Source organism: Methylophilus sp. (genome assembly GCF_008015755.1).
In the GTDB taxonomy this organism is placed as follows: domain Bacteria; phylum Pseudomonadota; class Gammaproteobacteria; order Burkholderiales; family Methylophilaceae; genus Methylophilus.
In genome coordinates this window covers 45083-62807 of the sequence record NZ_SSGF01000028.1, presented here as the reverse complement: position 1 = coordinate 62807, position 17725 = coordinate 45083, and the positions used below count along the sequence as shown (strand labels likewise).

General features: G+C 53.1%; 15 protein-coding genes. 11 read left to right on the top strand and 4 right to left on the bottom strand.

Going from position 1 to position 17725, the window contains the following annotated elements; translation table 11 throughout:
- Positions 1-112 precede the first annotated feature (112 nt).
- Positions 113-826: a hypothetical protein gene (locus E6Q52_RS10730; protein WP_292821868.1), complete on the bottom strand. Its 714-nt coding sequence runs from the start codon at positions 824-826 to the stop codon at positions 113-115.
- Positions 826-2244 carry an argininosuccinate lyase gene (gene argH / locus E6Q52_RS10725; protein WP_292821866.1) on the bottom strand — a complete coding sequence of 473 codons (1419 nt, stop codon included), beginning with the start codon at positions 2242-2244 and terminating at the stop codon, positions 826-828. The genes E6Q52_RS10730 and argH overlap by 1 nt, the downstream gene beginning before the upstream one ends.
- A 104-nt stretch (positions 2245-2348) precedes the next feature.
- Between argH and E6Q52_RS10720 the strand changes: the two genes are divergently transcribed.
- Together E6Q52_RS10720 and E6Q52_RS10715 are read left to right on the top strand one after the other, a co-directional pair.
- Positions 2349-3368, top strand: coding sequence for a sensor histidine kinase (locus E6Q52_RS10720; RefSeq protein WP_292821864.1), 1020 nt, complete (start codon positions 2349-2351; stop codon positions 3366-3368).
- A complete protein-coding gene (locus tag E6Q52_RS10715; protein ID WP_292821862.1) occupies positions 3361-4107 on the top strand; it encodes a LytTR family DNA-binding domain-containing protein in 747 nt (248 codons plus the stop codon). Before E6Q52_RS10720 ends, E6Q52_RS10715 begins: the two co-directional genes overlap by 8 nt.
- 36 nt (positions 4108-4143) lie before the next feature.
- On the opposite strand, the gene E6Q52_RS10710 is transcribed toward E6Q52_RS10715, so the two are convergent.
- Positions 4144-4812 (bottom strand): hypothetical protein, encoded by a 669-nt coding sequence (locus E6Q52_RS10710; RefSeq protein WP_292821874.1) that lies wholly within the window; start codon positions 4810-4812, stop codon positions 4144-4146.
- A 184-nt stretch (positions 4813-4996) separates the two neighbouring features.
- Here E6Q52_RS10710 and hemC point away from each other — a divergent pair, with 184 nt between their 5' ends.
- Together hemC and E6Q52_RS10700 are read left to right on the top strand one after the other, a co-directional pair.
- Positions 4997-5950: a hydroxymethylbilane synthase gene (gene hemC / locus E6Q52_RS10705; protein WP_292821860.1), complete on the top strand. Its 954-nt coding sequence runs from the start codon at positions 4997-4999 to the stop codon at positions 5948-5950.
- Positions 5947-6726 carry a uroporphyrinogen-III synthase gene (locus tag E6Q52_RS10700; RefSeq protein WP_292821858.1) on the top strand — a complete coding sequence of 260 codons (780 nt, stop codon included), beginning with the start codon at positions 5947-5949 and terminating at the stop codon, positions 6724-6726. Before hemC ends, E6Q52_RS10700 begins: the two co-directional genes overlap by 4 nt.
- Here the strand turns inward: E6Q52_RS10700 and E6Q52_RS10695 are convergent.
- Positions 6723-7274, bottom strand: a complete 552-nt coding sequence (locus tag E6Q52_RS10695; protein ID WP_292821856.1) for a PEP-CTERM sorting domain-containing protein — start codon at positions 7272-7274, stop codon at positions 6723-6725. The genes E6Q52_RS10700 and E6Q52_RS10695 overlap by 4 nt on opposite strands.
- A gap of 253 nt (positions 7275-7527) precedes the next feature.
- Between E6Q52_RS10695 and E6Q52_RS10690 the strand changes: the two genes are divergently transcribed.
- The 7 genes from E6Q52_RS10690 (at position 7528) to E6Q52_RS10660 (ending at position 17674) form a co-directional block, all read left to right on the top strand.
- Positions 7528-7833: a winged helix-turn-helix transcriptional regulator gene (locus E6Q52_RS10690; RefSeq protein ID WP_292821854.1), complete on the top strand. Its 306-nt coding sequence runs from the start codon at positions 7528-7530 to the stop codon at positions 7831-7833.
- A 25-nt stretch (positions 7834-7858) separates the two neighbouring features.
- On the top strand, positions 7859-9994 hold the full coding sequence (gene aas / locus E6Q52_RS10685) for a bifunctional acyl-ACP--phospholipid O-acyltransferase/long-chain-fatty-acid--ACP ligase (RefSeq protein ID WP_292821852.1): 2136 nt from the start codon (positions 7859-7861) through the stop codon (positions 9992-9994).
- Positions 9991-11313, top strand: coding sequence for an MFS transporter (locus E6Q52_RS10680; RefSeq protein ID WP_292821850.1), 1323 nt, complete (start codon positions 9991-9993; stop codon positions 11311-11313). Before aas ends, E6Q52_RS10680 begins: the two co-directional genes overlap by 4 nt.
- Before the next feature lie 2 nt (positions 11314-11315).
- The gene (locus tag E6Q52_RS10675) at positions 11316-12914 is read left to right on the top strand and encodes a hypothetical protein (RefSeq protein ID WP_292821848.1); all 1599 of its coding nucleotides are present in this window, start codon (positions 11316-11318) and stop codon (positions 12912-12914) included.
- A gap of 78 nt (positions 12915-12992) precedes the next feature.
- A complete protein-coding gene (locus tag E6Q52_RS10670) occupies positions 12993-13370 on the top strand; it encodes a hypothetical protein (protein ID WP_292821846.1) in 378 nt (125 codons plus the stop codon).
- A 69-nt stretch (positions 13371-13439) separates the two neighbouring features.
- The gene (locus tag E6Q52_RS10665) at positions 13440-15428 is read left to right on the top strand and encodes an LTA synthase family protein (RefSeq protein ID WP_292821844.1); all 1989 of its coding nucleotides are present in this window, start codon (positions 13440-13442) and stop codon (positions 15426-15428) included.
- Positions 15429-15436: 8 nt separating this feature from the next.
- Positions 15437-17674: a lipopolysaccharide kinase InaA family protein gene (locus tag E6Q52_RS10660; protein ID WP_367125134.1), complete on the top strand. Its 2238-nt coding sequence runs from the start codon at positions 15437-15439 to the stop codon at positions 17672-17674.
- The last annotated feature ends 51 nt before the right edge of the window (positions 17675-17725 follow it).

The window sequence follows — 17725 nt, the reverse complement described above, 5'->3', positions numbered from 1 at the left end:
GGCCGTGATGGCTGGGTGTCGTCCTCTTTGGTTACTTTCTGGGGGACAAGCACCAGAAAGTGACTCGCCGAGTGGCGAAAAAGACGTAATGAATTTCGTATATATTTTATGATTACCGCTTAGACTGTCTTTCTTCAAAAATTCCCCAACCCAAACTCAATACCAGCAACAATATCGCACTCACCACAATCACCGCTAACTGCGGTGCCTGATAAAGCTGTTTCACAGGCGTCCGCGCAATCGCCTGAGCATTCGCCTGATAGGTTTCCACAATATGGGATTTCACTGCCGATATGCGTTCCGTCAAATGTCCCACAGAAAAAGAATACCCTTTTAGCGAGAGTTCTTTCGGTAGATTTAATGTAGGCATATGCCAGTTTGACGATGTGTGTTGTGCTGCTTGCGTCAGTTGCACACTCATCACCAACCCGGGCGTGACAAAAGCGTCAGTATCAACTTCATCGGCTTTTTTAATTCGATGCGTGAGGGTGTGCAGGGTTTGTGCATTGGGCACGGCGATGAGTTGCGCGCTTGCACTGCGCTCATCCGGGCGCAGCACAATACCGCGACTGCGGCTAAGGGTGATGGATTGCTGCACAAAGCGCTGTTGCAGCACCGGGCTTTGCGGATAGAGTTTGGCGGCCAGGCTGTTGACGCTTTCGCCTGGCAGCAAGGGCCACAGCATGGCTTGTTCGTGTTTGGGATTCGCAATGCCAAGGGCTGCTGGTGTGGGTTGGCTCGCGAACAGGCTGCAAACTAACAGCAGCCCCATCATCATGACCGGGTATGATTTACGCTTACTCGGTGGATGATGGCGCGTTGTCATCAGCGGCCTAATTGCGCTCTGGCTTGCGCGATGGCGCGGCGGACTTGTTCTGGCGCGGTGCCACCCGTGTGGTTACGGCTGGCGACCGAGCCTTCTAGTGTCAGCACTTCAAATACGTCTTCGCTGATGGTGTGACTAAAGGCTTGTAGCTCAGCCAGGCTAAATTCGGCCAGGTCACGGCCTGATTCCACACCGGCTTTCACGGCGTGGGCGACCACTTCGTGCGCATCGCGGAACGGCATGCCTTTTTTCACCAGGTAGTCGGCCAGGTCAGTCGCCGTGGCAAAGCCTTCGAGTGCGGCCTGGCGCATATTGTCAGCTTTGACGGTGATGCCGCGCAGCATGTCAGCGTAAATCTGCAAAGTCACCAGCAAGGTGTCAGCGACGTCGAACAGTGGCTCTTTGTCTTCCTGGTTATCTTTGTTGTAGGCCAGTGGCTGGCCTTTCATCAAAGTCAGCAGGCCGATTAAATGGCCATAGACGCGACCGGTTTTGCCGCGCACCAGTTCAGGCACATCCGGGTTTTTCTTTTGCGGCATGATGGAGGAGCCGGTACAGAAGCGGTCGGCGATATCAATAAAGCCGAATCTTGGGCTCATCCATAAAATCAATTCTTCAGAGAAACGCGACAAGTGCATCATGAGCAATGAGGCTGCGGCGTTAAACTCAATGGCGAAGTCGCGGTCAGATACAGCATCTAAAGAGTTCTGGCAGACGCTGTCAAAACCCAATAATTCAGCCACCAGTTCGCGTTTGATAGGGTAGCTAGTGCCTGCGAGTGCGGCAGCGCCCAGCGGCAAGCGGTTGATTCGTTTACGTGCATCGGCAAAACGTTCGGCGTCGCGGTTCAGCATTTCAAAATAGGCCATCAGGTGGTGGCCGAAGGTGACGGGTTGCGCCACTTGCAAATGGGTAAAGCCAGGCATGATGGTGGCGGCGTGTTGCTCGGCTAAATCCAGCAATGAAGTTTGCAGGGCGCGGATGCCGGCAATGCTGTCATCGACCACGCTACGCAACCACAGGCGGACATCGGTCGCGACCTGGTCGTTGCGTGAGCGGCCAGTATGCAAACGTTTACCGGCGTCGCCGATTTTTTCGGTCAGGCGTCTTTCAATGTTCAGGTGCACATCTTCCAGGTCCAGCAGCCATTCAAATTGCCCAGCTTCAATCTCGGCCAGAATCTCACCCAACCCGCGTTTGATGTCAGTGACATCTTGCGCTGAAATAATGCCTTGTGCACCCAGCATGGTGGCATGCGCAATCGAGCCTTGAATGTCGAATGTGGCCAGGCGCTTGTCGAAATCGACAGACGCTGTGTAGCGTTTGACCAGCTCGGCCACTGGCTCGTTAAAGCGGCCAGACCAGGCTTGGTCTTTTTGGTGCAAAGATGACTGTGTATTGGAGTTGGACGTTGTCAAAACAAAAGTTCTTTCTGCCAGAAATGGGGCGCACAGCGCGTGCTTGCGCCATGGGCACTTAATACTTATGATGCTGGCACCACATTATAAACGAACATCACGCCGTGCGTAAAAGTAGCCGCATCCCCAATTTTCGCAATCTGGGCATACACTTACGTGTACTGTTGCTCCACCTGTGTCTGTTGGCGCTGCTCACCGTGTATGACGGCCAGTCTGGCTGGAACGCCGTCTTGTGGGCTAGCGACCTGGCGCGCATAGGCAGCCAGTGGTTGCCACCACTATTGCTGGTGATGGGCGCGCTCACACTGGCTTATCCCATGATTAGCCGTTGGCCTTATCGGCAGGCGTTGGCCGCCTTGTTTTTGCTGGCGATTGGCATCACGGCGCTGTTAACCTATGGCTATCAAAGCTGGATTGCGCCTTTGAGCGCGGCACAGTATTGGCAGGTGATGTTGCTGTGTGTGGCGGATGTGCTGGTGTGCCTGTATTACCTGGACTTATTGCAGCGCGCCTATTCACCGGCGATTGCTGAGGCGCGTTTGCAGGCCTTGCAGGCGCGGATTCGCCCCCATTTTTTGTTTAACAGCCTAAATGCTGCTTTGTCACTGATCCGGAGCCAACCGCAACGGGCAGAAACAGCGCTGGAAGATATGGCTGAGCTGTTCCGCGTATTGATGGCGGATAACCGTGATTTGGTGCCGTTGTCGCAAGAGATTGCCTTGTGCCAGCAATATTTGAATATCGAAAAGCTGCGCCTGGATGAACGTTTGCAATGCGATTGGCAGCTGTCTGAGATTCCGCCAGAAGTGATGATCCCGCCGCTGATTTTGCAGCCGTTGCTGGAGAATGCGGTGTATCACGGCATCGAGCCGCAATCGCAGGGGGGCGTGGTCAATATCGACATCAAGCCCAGTGGAAAAAGCTTGTTGTTGCGTATCAGCAACCCGCTGCCGCCACGCAGTGATAAATCTGGCGGTAATAAAATGGCGCTTAAAAATATTCGTGAGCGCCTGCGTTTGCACTACGACCTTGAGGCGCAGTTGCGGCAATATGAGGCCGATCAGCGCTACATTGTTGAAATCGTGATCCCAACGCGGCCTTTATCTGAGGTTGTGCATGGCTAATCAGCGCTTGCTCATCGTAGATGACGAGCCGCTGGCCAGGCAGCGCTTGCGCGACTTGGTCGGCGATGTGGGCGGTTACGACGTTGTGGGCGAAGCGGCGAATGGTGTGGAAGCGCTGCCGCTGCTGCAAGACTCGACAGTGGATATTGTGCTGGTGGATATTCGCATGCCGGTCATGGATGGCATCGAGTTGGCGCAACATTTGCGCGATTTGCCGCGGCCACCCAAGCTGATTTTCACCACCGCCTACGATCACTATGCGGTGCAGGCGTTTGAGTTGAATGCGATTGATTATTTGCTGAAACCGATTCGTAGAGAGCGCCTGGCGGCTGCCCTGGCGAAAGCCAAACCGCTGCAATCAGCACAATCGCAGGCCTTGCAGCCATTGCAGCAAACGCATGATCACCTGAGTATTTACGAGCGTGGCAAAGTGGTGCTGGTGCCGATTGCAGAGGTGCTTTATCTGCGCGCCGAGTTGAAATACGTGACGGTACGCACGCGCGAAAAAAGCTATTTGCTCGAAGCCGCACTCAGTCAGCTTGAACACACCTATGCCACGCAATTTGTGCGTATTCACCGCAATGCACTGGTGGCACGTGCGGCGATTAGCGGGTTCGAGAAGCAACGGGTCTCGACAGGCGAAGAAGCCGGAGAAACCGCATGGGTGGTCTTAATGAAAGGCATCCCGGAGACATTGGTGGTGAGTAGACGTCACCAGCATGTAATTAAGGCCGCCTAGCGGCGACCTTAATTTGAAGGCACTCATTTAAAGGCGCTATTTCTTTTTTTGCGCCTGATCAATCACTTTGGCGGCCCAGTCGCGGCCACCTAGGCCAAAGGCAATCGCCAGTGCCAAAAACACGGCGCCAAACACAATCACAAACAGTGAGTGAATCAGTTGCATGCCAATGCCCAGTTGTTCCAGGGCAATAAAAATCGCCAGAATCTGGATGCAGTATTCGGCTGAGGTGCTGATGATAAGCGCTTGCTCAAACTTGATGCTATGTAACCAGGCGAACACCAGGCGGTTGATAAAGCGCGCAAACAAAGTACCGAAAATGACTACCAGAATCGCCACAATAATATGCGGTAAATAGCTGGCCAGCTCTTTAAGTAATGAGGCCACTTCGCTCAAACCCAGTGAGTTGGCGCCGGTAATGACAAACAGCAGAATGACCAGCCAATACACCACCTGGCTGATGATGCCGCTCAGGGTGACTTTATAGTTGGCGCTACGCATAAAGGCTTCGAGACCGGATTTTTGCGCAAAAGTGTCAAAGTGTGAAATCTCAAGAATGCGTTTGACGCCTAATCTGACTGCTTTAGCGACCAGCCAGCCAAAAAATAAAATCACGATGGCGGCGAGTAATTTGGGCACAAAATGGACCAGTTCGACCCAGAATTGGTTGAGAGAAGAAAGAAAAATGTCGAGTTGGTATTGCATGGATAGTCCTCCATTTTTATCAATAAATAGCGACTTTTCTAGCCACTTCGGGTTGCTATGCAAGTGCCAGCATAACTCAATCGGACGGCCTTGTGGAGCAAAAGGTTCATCAGGAGATGTCCGCATAGACGCACAGCAGTCAGGCGATGCCGTGTTAAAATAACGCGCTAAATCCATCATAGGTATGATCGTTGTGAGTACACTCAATCCCCCTGCCAAGCTGGTTATTGCTTCACGTGAGAGCGCGCTCGCCATGTGGCAGGCCAAGCATATCCAGGCCAGATTACAGGCCTTATATCCACAGTGTGATGTCAGCATTTTGGGCATGACCACCACCGGTGACCAGATTCTGGATTCCCCGTTGTCGCGCATTGGTGGCAAGGGTTTGTTCGTTAAAGAACTCGAAAATGCGCTGGCGGATGGCCGCGCTGATCTGGCGGTGCACAGCATGAAAGATGTGCCCATGCATTTGCCAGCAGGCTTTGTGCTCACCGCCACTGGTGAACGCGAAGATCCGCGTGATGCATTTGTCTCGAATACCTATACAAGTCTTGAAGACCTGCCTGACGGCAGCGTGGTGGGTACCTCCAGCCTGCGCCGTCAAAGCCAGATACAGGCGCGTTTTCCGCATTTACAAATCGAGTCGTTGCGTGGCAATGTGCAAACCCGTTTGCGCAAACTGGATGAAGGTCAATATGCGGCGATTATCCTGGCGGCGGCTGGGCTGATTCGCCTGGAATTGGGCGATCGTATCAAAAGTTTTATTAGTCCTGCGGACAGCATTCCGGCCGTGGGCCAGGGCGCATTGGGCATCGAAATCAATGCCAACCGTACAGACCTGAGGGCAGTGTTAGCGCCGTTGAATCATGTGGATACGCAATTGTGCGTGGAAGCTGAACGCGGATTTAGTCGTGCGTTGGCTGGCAGCTGCACGGTGCCGCTGGGCGCCTATGCGACCAAACAAGGTGAGACCATCAGCATGCAAGGGTTTGTCGCCAGTGTCGATGGCAAGCAGATGCTTAAGGAAACTGTGACTGGTCATGCGTCTGAGGCAGAAAAATTGGGCCAGCAATTGGCCTTGCAACTGGTGGCACGCGGTGCTGATAAAATTCTGGCCGCGCTGGATGGCGTGAAATGATCCTGCCATCGGCTGCGCCCTTGGCCGGGATGCATATCGCGGTCACGCGGCCACCCGAGCAAGCCACCAAGCTAACTGCAGCGATTACTGGTGCAGGCGGCACAGTGATTTCTTTTCCGCTGCTGGATATTAAAGGCCTGGACGACCTGCGTGCATTTCATGCGGTAGTCACACCGCTAAGCCAGTTTGACTGGGCCGTGTTTATCAGCAGTAATGCCGTGCAATATGGCATGCCTTTGTTGCAAGCAGCTGGCATTTCCCCGACATTACAATTTGCCGCTATCGGCCCGACCACGGCTGCCAGCTTGCAAGGCTATGGCATCGCAGAAGTGCTGACGCCTAGCGAACGCTTTGACAGTGAAGCTTTGCTGGCATTGCCGGCATTACAGCAGATGCAAGGCCAGCGCGTACTGATTGTGCGCGGTGTGGGTGGGCGTGAAGTGCTGGCTGAGACCTTAAAGCAGCGCGGTGCAGAGGTGGTATTTGGCGAGTGCTATCGCCGCGTCAATCCGCAAAATACTGCCGAGTGCCTGCAACAGGCCTATGCCAACGGCCAATTACAAGGCATCGTCGTCACCAGCAGCGAAGCCTTGCGTTTTTTGCTAGCGCTGGCGGGCGAGGGTGACTGGTTAAAAGCGACGCCTGTATTCGTTAACCATGCCCGTATTGCCGAGCGGGCGCGTGAATCTGGCTTGATCGCCTTTAGCGCCGACCAGTCTGGCGATGCTGCCATGCTCAGCCTGCTGCAAGCGCATCTTTCACCTAACGCGGGCTAGATCTTTGACTTGCGTCTGCAAGCCAACAGCCCTAAGCCCGCTAACATCAACATATAGCCATCAGGTTCTGGCACCGCTGAGACATTGATGCCTGCGTTGTTTGTCAATGTGATTCGCGATTCATGAATGAGCATCTGACTTTGTGCGGGTGTCAGCACTAGGCTACCTGCCAGCGCTGGCTTTTGAATAATGCTTTGATTAATCGCGTTTGAGTTGCTTGAACTCTCGCTGATGACAGACCCTGGGTGCAAGCCTATGTCAAATGACTGCCAGGCAATCACTGGGCGCGGCGACCATCTGTCTACAGGCGTGGCGCCGCTGGTGAGTAAGACTGTGTGCGTGGTGTCGAACAGCACATTGCTACCAATGGTCAGGCTGCCGGTCAAACTTGATAGGCTGATTGCCGGCGCGTAGAGGTGGAGGTTGCTGAGTGTCAGGTCGCCACTGGCCAACAGTGATATTGGGCTATCAGAGGTTAACCAGCCGCCATCCAAACTGAGGTTGCCTGTGCAATTGAATGAGATGCCGCTGTCTGAGGAAAGCGCCATGTCTCCGGAGCAGCTCGTGCTTGCCAGACTGATTTGAGCACTGGCGTGGCTTGCCAGCGGTAGGCAGGCAAGCAAACAGGATAATACACACAGGCGTAACATCTCACACTCCTTGATATAAGGCATTGCAGTGTAGCGGGACAAGCACCGGCGTTGCGTGATGCTTTGGTGAAGCTCAGACTAGGCCATAACCATGACAAGTTCACAGGATAGGGCTTGACAAAATAAACTAAATAACTAATTATTTGGTTATATGAAAACAGTGACCCAGATTCCAGACCCGTGGAACGCTATTTCTGAACTCTTTGTTGCTTTGGGTGATGCCCATCGGCAACGGATTTTGCTATCGTTTGAAAAGAACGAGCGGCTGACCATTCTGCAAATTGTGGAGGGCTCGCAACTGAGCCGCACCGCAGTCACCCATCATTTAAAAGTACTTGAGCGTGGCGGCGCCTTGCAGAGCGAAAAAGTCGGCCGCGAAGTATATTTTTGGGTTAATCAATCATTGATGCAGCAAGCACTGCAAGACGTGCTGGACTACATCAAACAAGACATATAAAAAAGAAGTTAACAGGGAGTAAATAATGCTGGTGAGAGTATTAAGAGCCGTATGTCGTCTGTTGTTTCGCGTGCAGGTGACAGGGCTGGAAAATGTGCCGCAGGAAGACAGGTTGTTGATTATTGCCAACCATGAGTCTTTTCTGGATGGCTTGCTGCTAGGCTTGTTTTTACCCAAGCGTGCGACTTTTGTCGTCCATACCGGTGTACTCAAGAATCTCTTTTTTCGCTGGTGGTTAAAGCTGACACCGCATTTATCTGTCGACCCGGCGAGCCCGCTGGCGATGAAAAAAGTCGTACAGCGCCTCAATGCAGGCGAAAACGTGGTGATCTTTCCCGAAGGCCGCATTACGCTGACCGGCGCCTTGATGAAGGTCTATGACGGCCCTGGATTCGTGGCGGCAAAAACCGGTGTCAAAATTCTGCCAGTGCGCGTTGAAGGCGCTGCACAATCGTATTTTGGCCGCTTATCTGATGCGCATCCGCGCAAGCTGTTACCTCGCGTGACTCTGAAAATTTTGCCACCGACAGACATCCGTATTGAGCAACATGGTCACCATGCTCCGCTCACCGCCAAGCAGCGCCGCCGCATTGCGGGCGAAGCCATGCGCGGCATCATGCAGCATATGCTGTTTAAAACCCAGCAAAGCAAAAGCCTGTTTGAAGGGTTTTTGGACGCCATGGATAAATATGGTGCCAAGACACGCATTATTGAGGATATGCACCAGGTCGAAGACACCTATCAAGACGTGCTTAAACGCAGTCTGGCACTGGGTCGTATCGCGAGCAAGGTCAGTCAGCCAGGTGAGGTGGTGGCGGTGTTGATGCCGAACATTACCAATACGTTGGCACTGGTGCTGGGCATGAGCGCCTTTAAAAGAATCCCTGCCATGCTCAATTACACCGCGGGGGCCGATGGCATGCGCAACGCATGCATCGCAGCGAATATCCGCACGGTCATCAGCTCGCGCAAGTTTATTGAAGCGGCTAAGTTAGAGGAGACCGTCGCCAACATGCGCGATCTGAATATTGTCTACCTCGAAGACCTGCGTAGCCAATTTGGCGTACTCGACCGCGCGTGGCTCATGGGCTATGCCTTACATTACCCGCGCGCGGCCATGGAGCCCGTCACTGCTGAAGAGACGGCCGTGGTGTTATTTACCTCTGGCTCCGAGGGCAAACCCAAAGGCGTGGTGCATAGCCATAAAAGCATTTTGGCCAATACACACCAGATTTTGGCAACACTGGATTTCAGCCCGGCAGATAAATTCATGATGGCCTTGCCGCTGTTTCACGCCTTTGGGTTTACCGGGGCGCTGCTGCCGTTGTTAAACGGGATTCCCATGCTGCTGTTCCCCTCACCGCTGCAATACAAGTTGATCCCGGAAGTGATTTACGACAAAGGCTGCACGGTATTTTTCTCTACCAGCACGTTTCTGGGCAACTACGCCAAATATGCGCACCCGTACGACTTTTACAAATTGCGCGTGGTGTTTGCCGGGGCCGAAAAACTCAATGAAGAAGTGCGCAAAATTTACCACGAAAAATTTGGCATCCGCATATTAGAAGGCTATGGCACCACCGAGTGCGCGCCGGTGGTGGCCGCCAACACGCCAATGGCAAACCGTCATGGCACAGTCGGCCAGTTTTTTCCTGGCATTGAGCACAAACTAGAGCCGGTGCCAGGCATCGAAAACGGCGGCCGTTTGTTGGTCAAAGGCGACAACATCATGCAGGGCTATTACCTGTATGACAATCCCGGCGTGTTGGTCGCACCGCAAGATGGCTGGTATGACACCGGCGATGTGGTTGAAATAGATAGTGACGGGTTTATTCATATCAAAGGCCGCGTTAAACGCTTTGCCAAAGTCGCCGGTGAAATGGTCTCACTCGAAGTGGTGGAGAAAATGGCGACTACCGCAGCCCCGGAACAACAACATGCCGCGACCACGGTGGCAGATGCCACCCGTGGTGAAAGTATTGTCCTGTTTACCACTGACGCCAAACTCAAGCGTGAAGACTTGCAGATTGTGGCTAAAACTATGGGTGCACCCGAAATTGCCATCGCCCGCAAAATTATTGTAGTGGCGCAAATCCCGGTGCTGGGCACGGGCAAAACCGACTATGTCACGTTGAAGCAGATGGCGGAGCAAGCAGCATGAGTAACCCCTTTAACTTACTAAGCCAGCAACGCTTCGGTCCTTTTTTCTGGACACAAGGTTTAGGCGCCTTCAATGACAATGTGTTTAAAACAGCCTTGATTACGCAAGTGGCGTTTAACACCGCCAGCCTGACGACGCTGGATGGTGCAACATTGGCGACCTTGCTGCCTGGCCTGTTTATTTTGCCGTTTTTCCTGTTTTCGGCCTCAGCTGGACAATTGGCGGATAAATATGAAAAGTCGCAGATTATCCGCATGGTGAAAGTGCTGGAGATAGGCATCATGCTATTTGCGAGCATCGGTTTTTTAAGTCGCAGCTTGCTTATGCTGGCGCTGGCCTTGTTTTTAATGGGCGTGCATTCCACTTTGTTTGGGCCGGTGAAGTACTCTTATTTGCCACAACATTTACAGCCCGGGGAACTCACGGCGGGCAATGGCCTGGTCGAGATGGGCAGTTTTGTGGCTATTTTACTCGGGCAGGTGCTGGGTGCCTGGCTCGGCAGTTTAGAACAACATGCCTTGTTTACCAGTTTGAGTGTCTTGCTGGTCGCGGTCTCCGGCTATCATCTCAGCCGCGGTATTCCGCTGTCACCAGCGCCTGTGCCTGACATCAAGATTAACTGGAACCCGATCACCGAAACGATTAAGAATGTGCGCACGTTCTGGGCGCAGCAAACCTTGTGGGTGGCGATTGTGGCCATTTCGTGGTTCTGGTTTTTTGGGGCGACTTTGTTGGCACAGTTTCCTAACCTGGCAAAAAACGTGTTGCAGGGCAGCGAGCGAGACTTTATCAGCCTGTTGTCGATTTTTTCGGTGGGCGTTGGTGTGGGTTCTATTTGGTGTGAAAAACTGTCCAAAGGCAAACAAGAGCTGGGTCTGGTCATGCTGGGGGCAGCAGGCATGTCTTTATTCGCCTGGGATTTCGCCAGCACCACTGGCAGTATTCAACAACAGCTGTTAACGCATCCAGCGCTCACATTGCATACATTAGGCGGCGTGGATGATTGGCGCATGTTGCTCGATGTGGCCTTGCTCGGTGTGAGTGGCGGCTTGTATATTGTGCCCTTATATGTGTTACTGCAAAGCCGCGCCGAGGCTGGCTATCAGTCACGTGTGATTGCAGCCAATAATATTATGAATGCCTTGTTTATGGTGCTGTCGGCCGGGTTTTCGGTGTTGCTGTTTGGCATGGGCGTGACTATTCCACAATTGTTTGCTATCACTGCCGCAGCCAATGTGCTGGTGGCGATTTATTTATGTTTTCGTCAGCCGGAATATTGGCACAGCGTGCGTGACTACCTGCGTGGGTTGAGGGGGTAGGCATGCGTCGTATTGTCGGCATGGGCGTTGGCCTGATTTCGTCGTTTGTCTCTGGGGCGTCTGCCAGCGATAGACTGGGTTTATATGCGCAAGACCAATTCCAGACGGTGCATGGCATCTGTCAGCCATGCCAGGCGTTACCGCAAACCCAGTGGTATTTTCGCCATGAAACCGTTGCGCTGCCGCAGCCAAGCCTGCCGGTGTCTGGGTACCACGGTGATAAACGCGGGGCTGACGATACTCAGGCGCTAAACCCCGATGCGTTGCCGGAATTGGTCTGGACCGGCGCTAGCCAGCGTTGGTCGCAGATGACATTGCATGCAGATAGCTCGGAAATCATAACCGCGCAGGGTGAGCGCTGGCAGTTCAATCTGGTGCCTAAAATTGCCAGCAACCGCGCGTATTGGAATGCTGAAACGAGTCGATTTATCGGCCAGGCGCCATTGTCGGTGCGCGGCGAATGGGATGGCCAAACACTGGTGGCGCGCTCGGTCTGGCCGCAGCCGTTTAAGCTCAATTTAACCGCCAGCACACAACCGTTGAGCCGGGGTGAGAGCCTGCAATCGCTGGTGCAGTTTGCCAACGGCGGCGCCCGCAGCCCGTATCACAGCCGGTTGTTATGGGAGAGATCACCTGGCGCCGGGCAACAGTCGTCCGGTAAAGCTGCCTTGGGCATATTGCTTAATGGCGCGCAAGGCGATGACGACGAAGCGCATGGCGGGCATTTTGCGCTGGCAACAGGCGTTGTCGGCGCCGAGGGCGAATACGCCACCTGGCTGGTGAATAACTATTACAACCTGGCCAGTAACAGCGAAAAAGGCATTATTGCCGCGGTGACGCCGTTTGATAAATACATGGGCGACCTCAATAGCGGGCAGGCCTTTTACCGCCCCTCTTATATGCTGGTGGCGGTATTTAGCCAGCCTCATATTCCCCAGCAGATTCAGGCCCTCAACAATCGTGTGTTCCAGCATTTTTACCGCAATGATTTTGTCTATGACCATGCCCGCGAAAACTGTGCCGGCATCAGCATAGACACCTTGCGCAACCTGGGCTGGCAAGTGCCACCACGCGGGGTAGAAAGCTTGCTTAAAGCCAGTGCGGCTTACTGGTATGTGGCGGCGACTGAGCGTAGCTTGAAAAAAGGCCGCGCCATTTACGACTACCTCAATACTGAAATGACGCGCTTGTTCCCCGCCGTGGCGTTTGATGCAATTGGTAATGACCTGCTCAATATTGCGCACACGGGTGACAAAACCACGCTCACCTCAACGGACATGCAGCCGATGGCCGAACAACTTGAAGCCATCTATTTTGTGCGCATTCCGCAAATCCCCTCCAGCCGGGACTATGGCCTGGCGCCAGTCTATAGCTTCGCGCAATACCTGCAACAAGCCCCGGCAGACAGAAGCCAGTGGAAAATCATCCCGGTGACACCGAATCCGTTGCCGCAACATTTGAAAGAGGGGTTGGCACTTAAATCTCAATCTCCTGCTTTGGTGCCTGTGGCAGCGATCTTGTTTTTAATCAGCCTGGTTGGCGGTTTCTGGATAATCGCCAGGCTGGCCGCAACTTGGCTAAAAAGGATATGGCGCCGCTAGTGCTTTGTGATAATCACGAAAACATTTTTTGGCAGATGTTGTCTTATTTGATTCAGTTCTTCATTGGAGTTCTGCTTTATGCAAATCGCTTTTCACCGAAAACTCATTCTCACTGCCATCATTTGTTTATTGCTCTACCAGGTGGGCACCTGGATTACGGTGGCTGCAGGCGCGGTATGGGGGGCGGGGGCGGCAGTGATTGTCGCTGTCGTCTCTTATGTCTGTGCGCGTTTGGCAAAGCGTGGGGCAACCAGCACCATTTGGTTTTTAATCCCGACCTTGTTATTTACCGTGGTGCCTTTACTGGCCAAGGCATGGAGTTTATTGACCAGCCAGACCGGCATCGTTGATATGCTGGTCGATTTAGTGCCGTTGCTGGTCGGGTTTGTGATTCCGGTTGCGTTGTTATCCGTGGTGTATCTCGGTCTGCGCAAAAAGTCTGTGTTGCCAGAGTAAGCACCCTGCGCGAACAATCTGCAATAACCCGTTATAATCACACGCTTGAATCAATCTGATTAAGCACACATGCAATCAAGTTACTTCGGCAAGCCACGTTCTTCCTCTAAATTATGGGCGATTGGCCATTGGTTTGGCCCTTATGCACCGCTCATCGTCATGTTTATCAGTGGGCTGCTGTTGCTTTCGCTCACGCGCCTGGGCCTGGTGGCCTGGAAGTGGGAGCGTGTGCAAGCCACTGGCGAGTTGTGCCAGATTCTGCTGCAAGGTGTGCGCGTAGATATCATCCAGCTTGGGTTGCTGGCCATTATTCCTGTTTTGCTGTCACCCCTATTAGCGACGCGTAAATTATTCAAGGTTTGGCGCGGCTTCACTTACTGGTGGGTATTGCTGTCACTGGTGCTGCTGGTGTTTTTAGAGGCGGCGACGCCTGGCTTTATTCTCGAATACGATGTGCGCCCAAACCGTATTTTTGTCGAATACCTCAAATATCCGCACGAAGTGTTTGGCATGTTGTGGCAAGGATTTAAGACCGAGCTCGTGTTTGGCCTGGTCATGACCTTGATTGCTGTTGCCGCCGTGGCCAAATTGCTTAAGCCCTGGCGCAAAGCAGAAGCTAAATGGGCGAGCCCGGCAGTATGGTTGGTGTGGCCATTGGTGTTGGTGCTAACCGTGTTCGGGATACGCTCAACGCTGACACATCGCCCGGCCAATCCGGCGCTGTTTGCGATTACGCAAGACAGTATGGTCAACAGCCTGATTTTAAATTCGACCTATTCGGTATTTTACGCCGCTTACAGCTTGCAGCACGAAGCAAAGTCGAGTGCGATTTATGGCAAGATGCCACGCGAAAAAATCTTTGCCCTGACCGGTGCGCAAGCGGCGGATATCCCGACGCTGACGACACTGGTGCCTAGTGTGACACGCGACAAACCGTTAAACCTGGTCATTTTGCTGCAAGAAAGTCTGGGGGCGGGGTTTGTTGAATCGCTGGGCGGCAAGCCGGTGACGCCAAATCTGGAAGCGCTTAAAAATGAGGGCATCTGGTTCACACACTTGTATGCCACCGGCACGCGTTCGGTGCGTGGGATTGAGGCCGTTGTCACCGGCTTTCAACCAACGCCATCCGATAGCACGGTGAAACTGGATTTGAGCCAGAAAAACTTTTTTACCCTGGCATCGTTATTGTCCAAACGCGGCTACCTGACTGAGTTTATTTATGGTGGCGAATCCCATTTTGACAATATGCGCAGCTTTTTCATGGGCAATGGTTTCCAGCAAATCACCGACCAGCCAGATTTCAAAAATCCGGTCTTTGTGGCCAGTTGGGGTGCTTCAGATGAAGATTTGCTGAATAAAACCCATGAGCAACTGATGGCGCATCATGCCAGTGGCAAACCCTTTTTTACCCTGGCATTCAGCTCTTCTAATCATGCGCCGTTTGAATTCCCCGATGGCCGTATCAAGCTTTATGAACAGCCCAAAGCCACCGATAACAATGCGGTGAAATACGCTGATTACGCCATAGGCGAGTTCTTTAAAAAAGCCAAGGCCAGCCCTTATTGGAACGACACGGTGTTTTTGGTGGTGGCCGATCACGATATCCGCGTACGCGGCGATTCGCTGGTGCCGATTGAGCATTTTCATATCCCGGCGCTGATTCTGGGCGGCGCCGTGCAGCCAAAAACGGTGGATGCGATTGCCAGCCAGATTGATTTGCCGGTGACGGTGTTGTCATTAATGGGCATCGCAGCCCAGCACCCAATGACCGGGCATGACTTGTCGAATGTGAGTGCTGACTACCGTGGCCGCGCCATGATGCAGTACAACTACAACTTTGGCTGGATGCAGCAAATAGGGCCAACAGTGACCGAGAATGAGGTGGTCGTGTTGCGGGAAGGCAAAGCGCCAGCATTTGGCCGTTATGATCCTGCCAGCAAGCAATTGCAAAATACGGCCGCGCCAGCGGATAGTGAGGCGTTGGCCGAGCGTGCGTTAGCTAATAGTTTACTGCCTGCGCTGTTGTATAAAGAGCAGCGTTATCGCTTGCCGGAGTAGAACTCGTTTTGAAGAAGACACAACCTTCGATGCTCACGCGTCAGGTCATGATCGATGGCCTGAAATATCTTGCCAAGGGTGGTTTATGGCTGAAGAACAGTCACTTGCCCGCGATCACGCATACGATTCCTGAGGATTTTACCGGTCTATGCGTGGCCAGCAATGCTGACCCGGCCACCGATGACTATGTGCTTGCGCAATTGCAGGCCTTGGGTGTGAAGCGCGTGCGTCTGGATATCAGCGATGACGATGCCCGACCATATCAAGAACGCTTTTTGCGCCGGTTACTGGCAGCGGATTTCTCGCTGACGCTGCATGCGGTACAGCCTTATGAGGCGGCCAGAACTATGCGCAGCAACGAGGTGCAAGCCAGCTGGAAGCAGTTTATCAGCGAGCTGCTACAAAGCTATGCCACAAGTATTGCGGCATTGGAGATAGGTAACACCGTCAATCGCAAAAAATGGGCCGGTTATGACATGCCTGGTTTTATGATCGCTTGGCAAATTGCTTACGACCTGGCCAGACAATATCAAGTGCTGGTGGTGGGCCCGAATATCCAGGATTTTGAGCCTGTGTATAACATCAGTCTGCTCAAGACTTTGGGTGCAGAGCGCCGCTTGCCAGATGTGCATAGCAATAATCTGTTTGTGGAGCGTGTGGTAGAGCCCGAACTGGCAGATTTCCGTATTCTCAAGCACAAGTGGACGCGGGTGCTTAAATTTAACCTGATTAAAAAAGCCAAGTTATTGCAGAAAATCGGCGAGGATTTCGGCGTACCGACGCTGGTGTCACCGGTGGCATTTTGGGCGATTTATCGTATCAAGCGCCGCTTTCCTGATGGCGCACAGAAGCAGGCCGATTATGTCACGCGTTATTTCACGTTGCTCGCCGCGGCGGGAGCGTTACGCCATGCGAATTGGGGCGCATTCGTCTGTCATCGTGAAGGCCTGATTGATGACGGTTTGAAAGATGCTGATTATCCAGCGCTGGAACGCGTGGCCTACTATAAATCAGCCGATGGCATGGTGGCCGATTATCAACAAAACCCGAGTTTTGCTGCGTTTAAAACGGTGAGCTATTGGCTGAACGGTGCGCAGTACATTGCGCCGGTCAGCACCGGCAATGGCCTCGAAATTCACCGTTTGCAACAGCATGGCCAAACAGTGCATATTGCCTGGACGGTGAACGGCCAATGCGCCATATTGGACCAGATTTATTCCCCGCATAGTTTGCAGCAAGCGCAATTATTTAACCGCGATGGTGAATCGGTGCAGGGTAAGCAAATGCTCACAGAGTCGCCTTTGTACCTGGTTTGGCCGCAAGCGGAACAGATTGTCTTGCGCACGCCCCGGCCCGTGTTGAGCGGCACCGTGATTCACGCGCATATCGCGGGTCAGCAGTACTTCCCGATTGAAGAGAGCGATTGGCGCGGCATGATATTAGCCGCCAATGCCGAGCAGGCGCAACAGTTGTGGCAGGCCTGGCATCCAGAAACCTTGCTACCGCCAGCCAAGGCGGACGCTTTGCGCCATGCCAGAAACGCCATCTGGTCGCTGCCGGATCCGCGCGATGCGACGCAACAGGTCACCGTGAAAAAACCGGTACGCATGTACTGGCATAAAACCTGGTTAGATAAACATAAGCCAAGCAAAGCCAAACGTAGCTGGAATGGCGCCATGGAACTGCTGCGTCGCGGGGTTGGCACTGCGATGCCGCTAGCCTACATTGAGCATGCTAATGACACCACCTTGCGCCGTAATTTTTATATTTCGGCGTTTGTGCCACATGATTTTGCCATTTCAAAAGCCTTTTTGGCGTTTAGACATGGTAAAGTCCAGTTTGAGGGCATTGCAGCCGACACTTTGTATCACGCCTTCGCCCGCTTTTGTTTGCACATGCATAACTCAGGCATTTACTTCCGTGACTTTTCGGGCGGTAATATCCTGGTCCAGCGTCAGGGCGAACAATTACATTTTGTGTTGATAGACACCGCGCGCCTGCACGCAACGCCCACCGCGACCATGATCAAGCAACGCCTGTCTGATTTAACACGGGCGCTGCATAAATTGCATTGGGATGGCCGCAAGCAGTTCTTGCAAATGTATTTAGGCATGACTGGTCGACGCCTGCAGTGGCAGTTTTTATGGCCGTTTTATGTCTATGATGCCAAAGTCTGGCTCAAGCGCACCGTCGGTCGCAAAGGCATGCGCAAGCTCTTGCGCCACATCAAATCTCGCTTTGCTTAACGTTAATCTCAGGCCACACTCATGAAAATCATGAATGCATGTTGCGTAGTT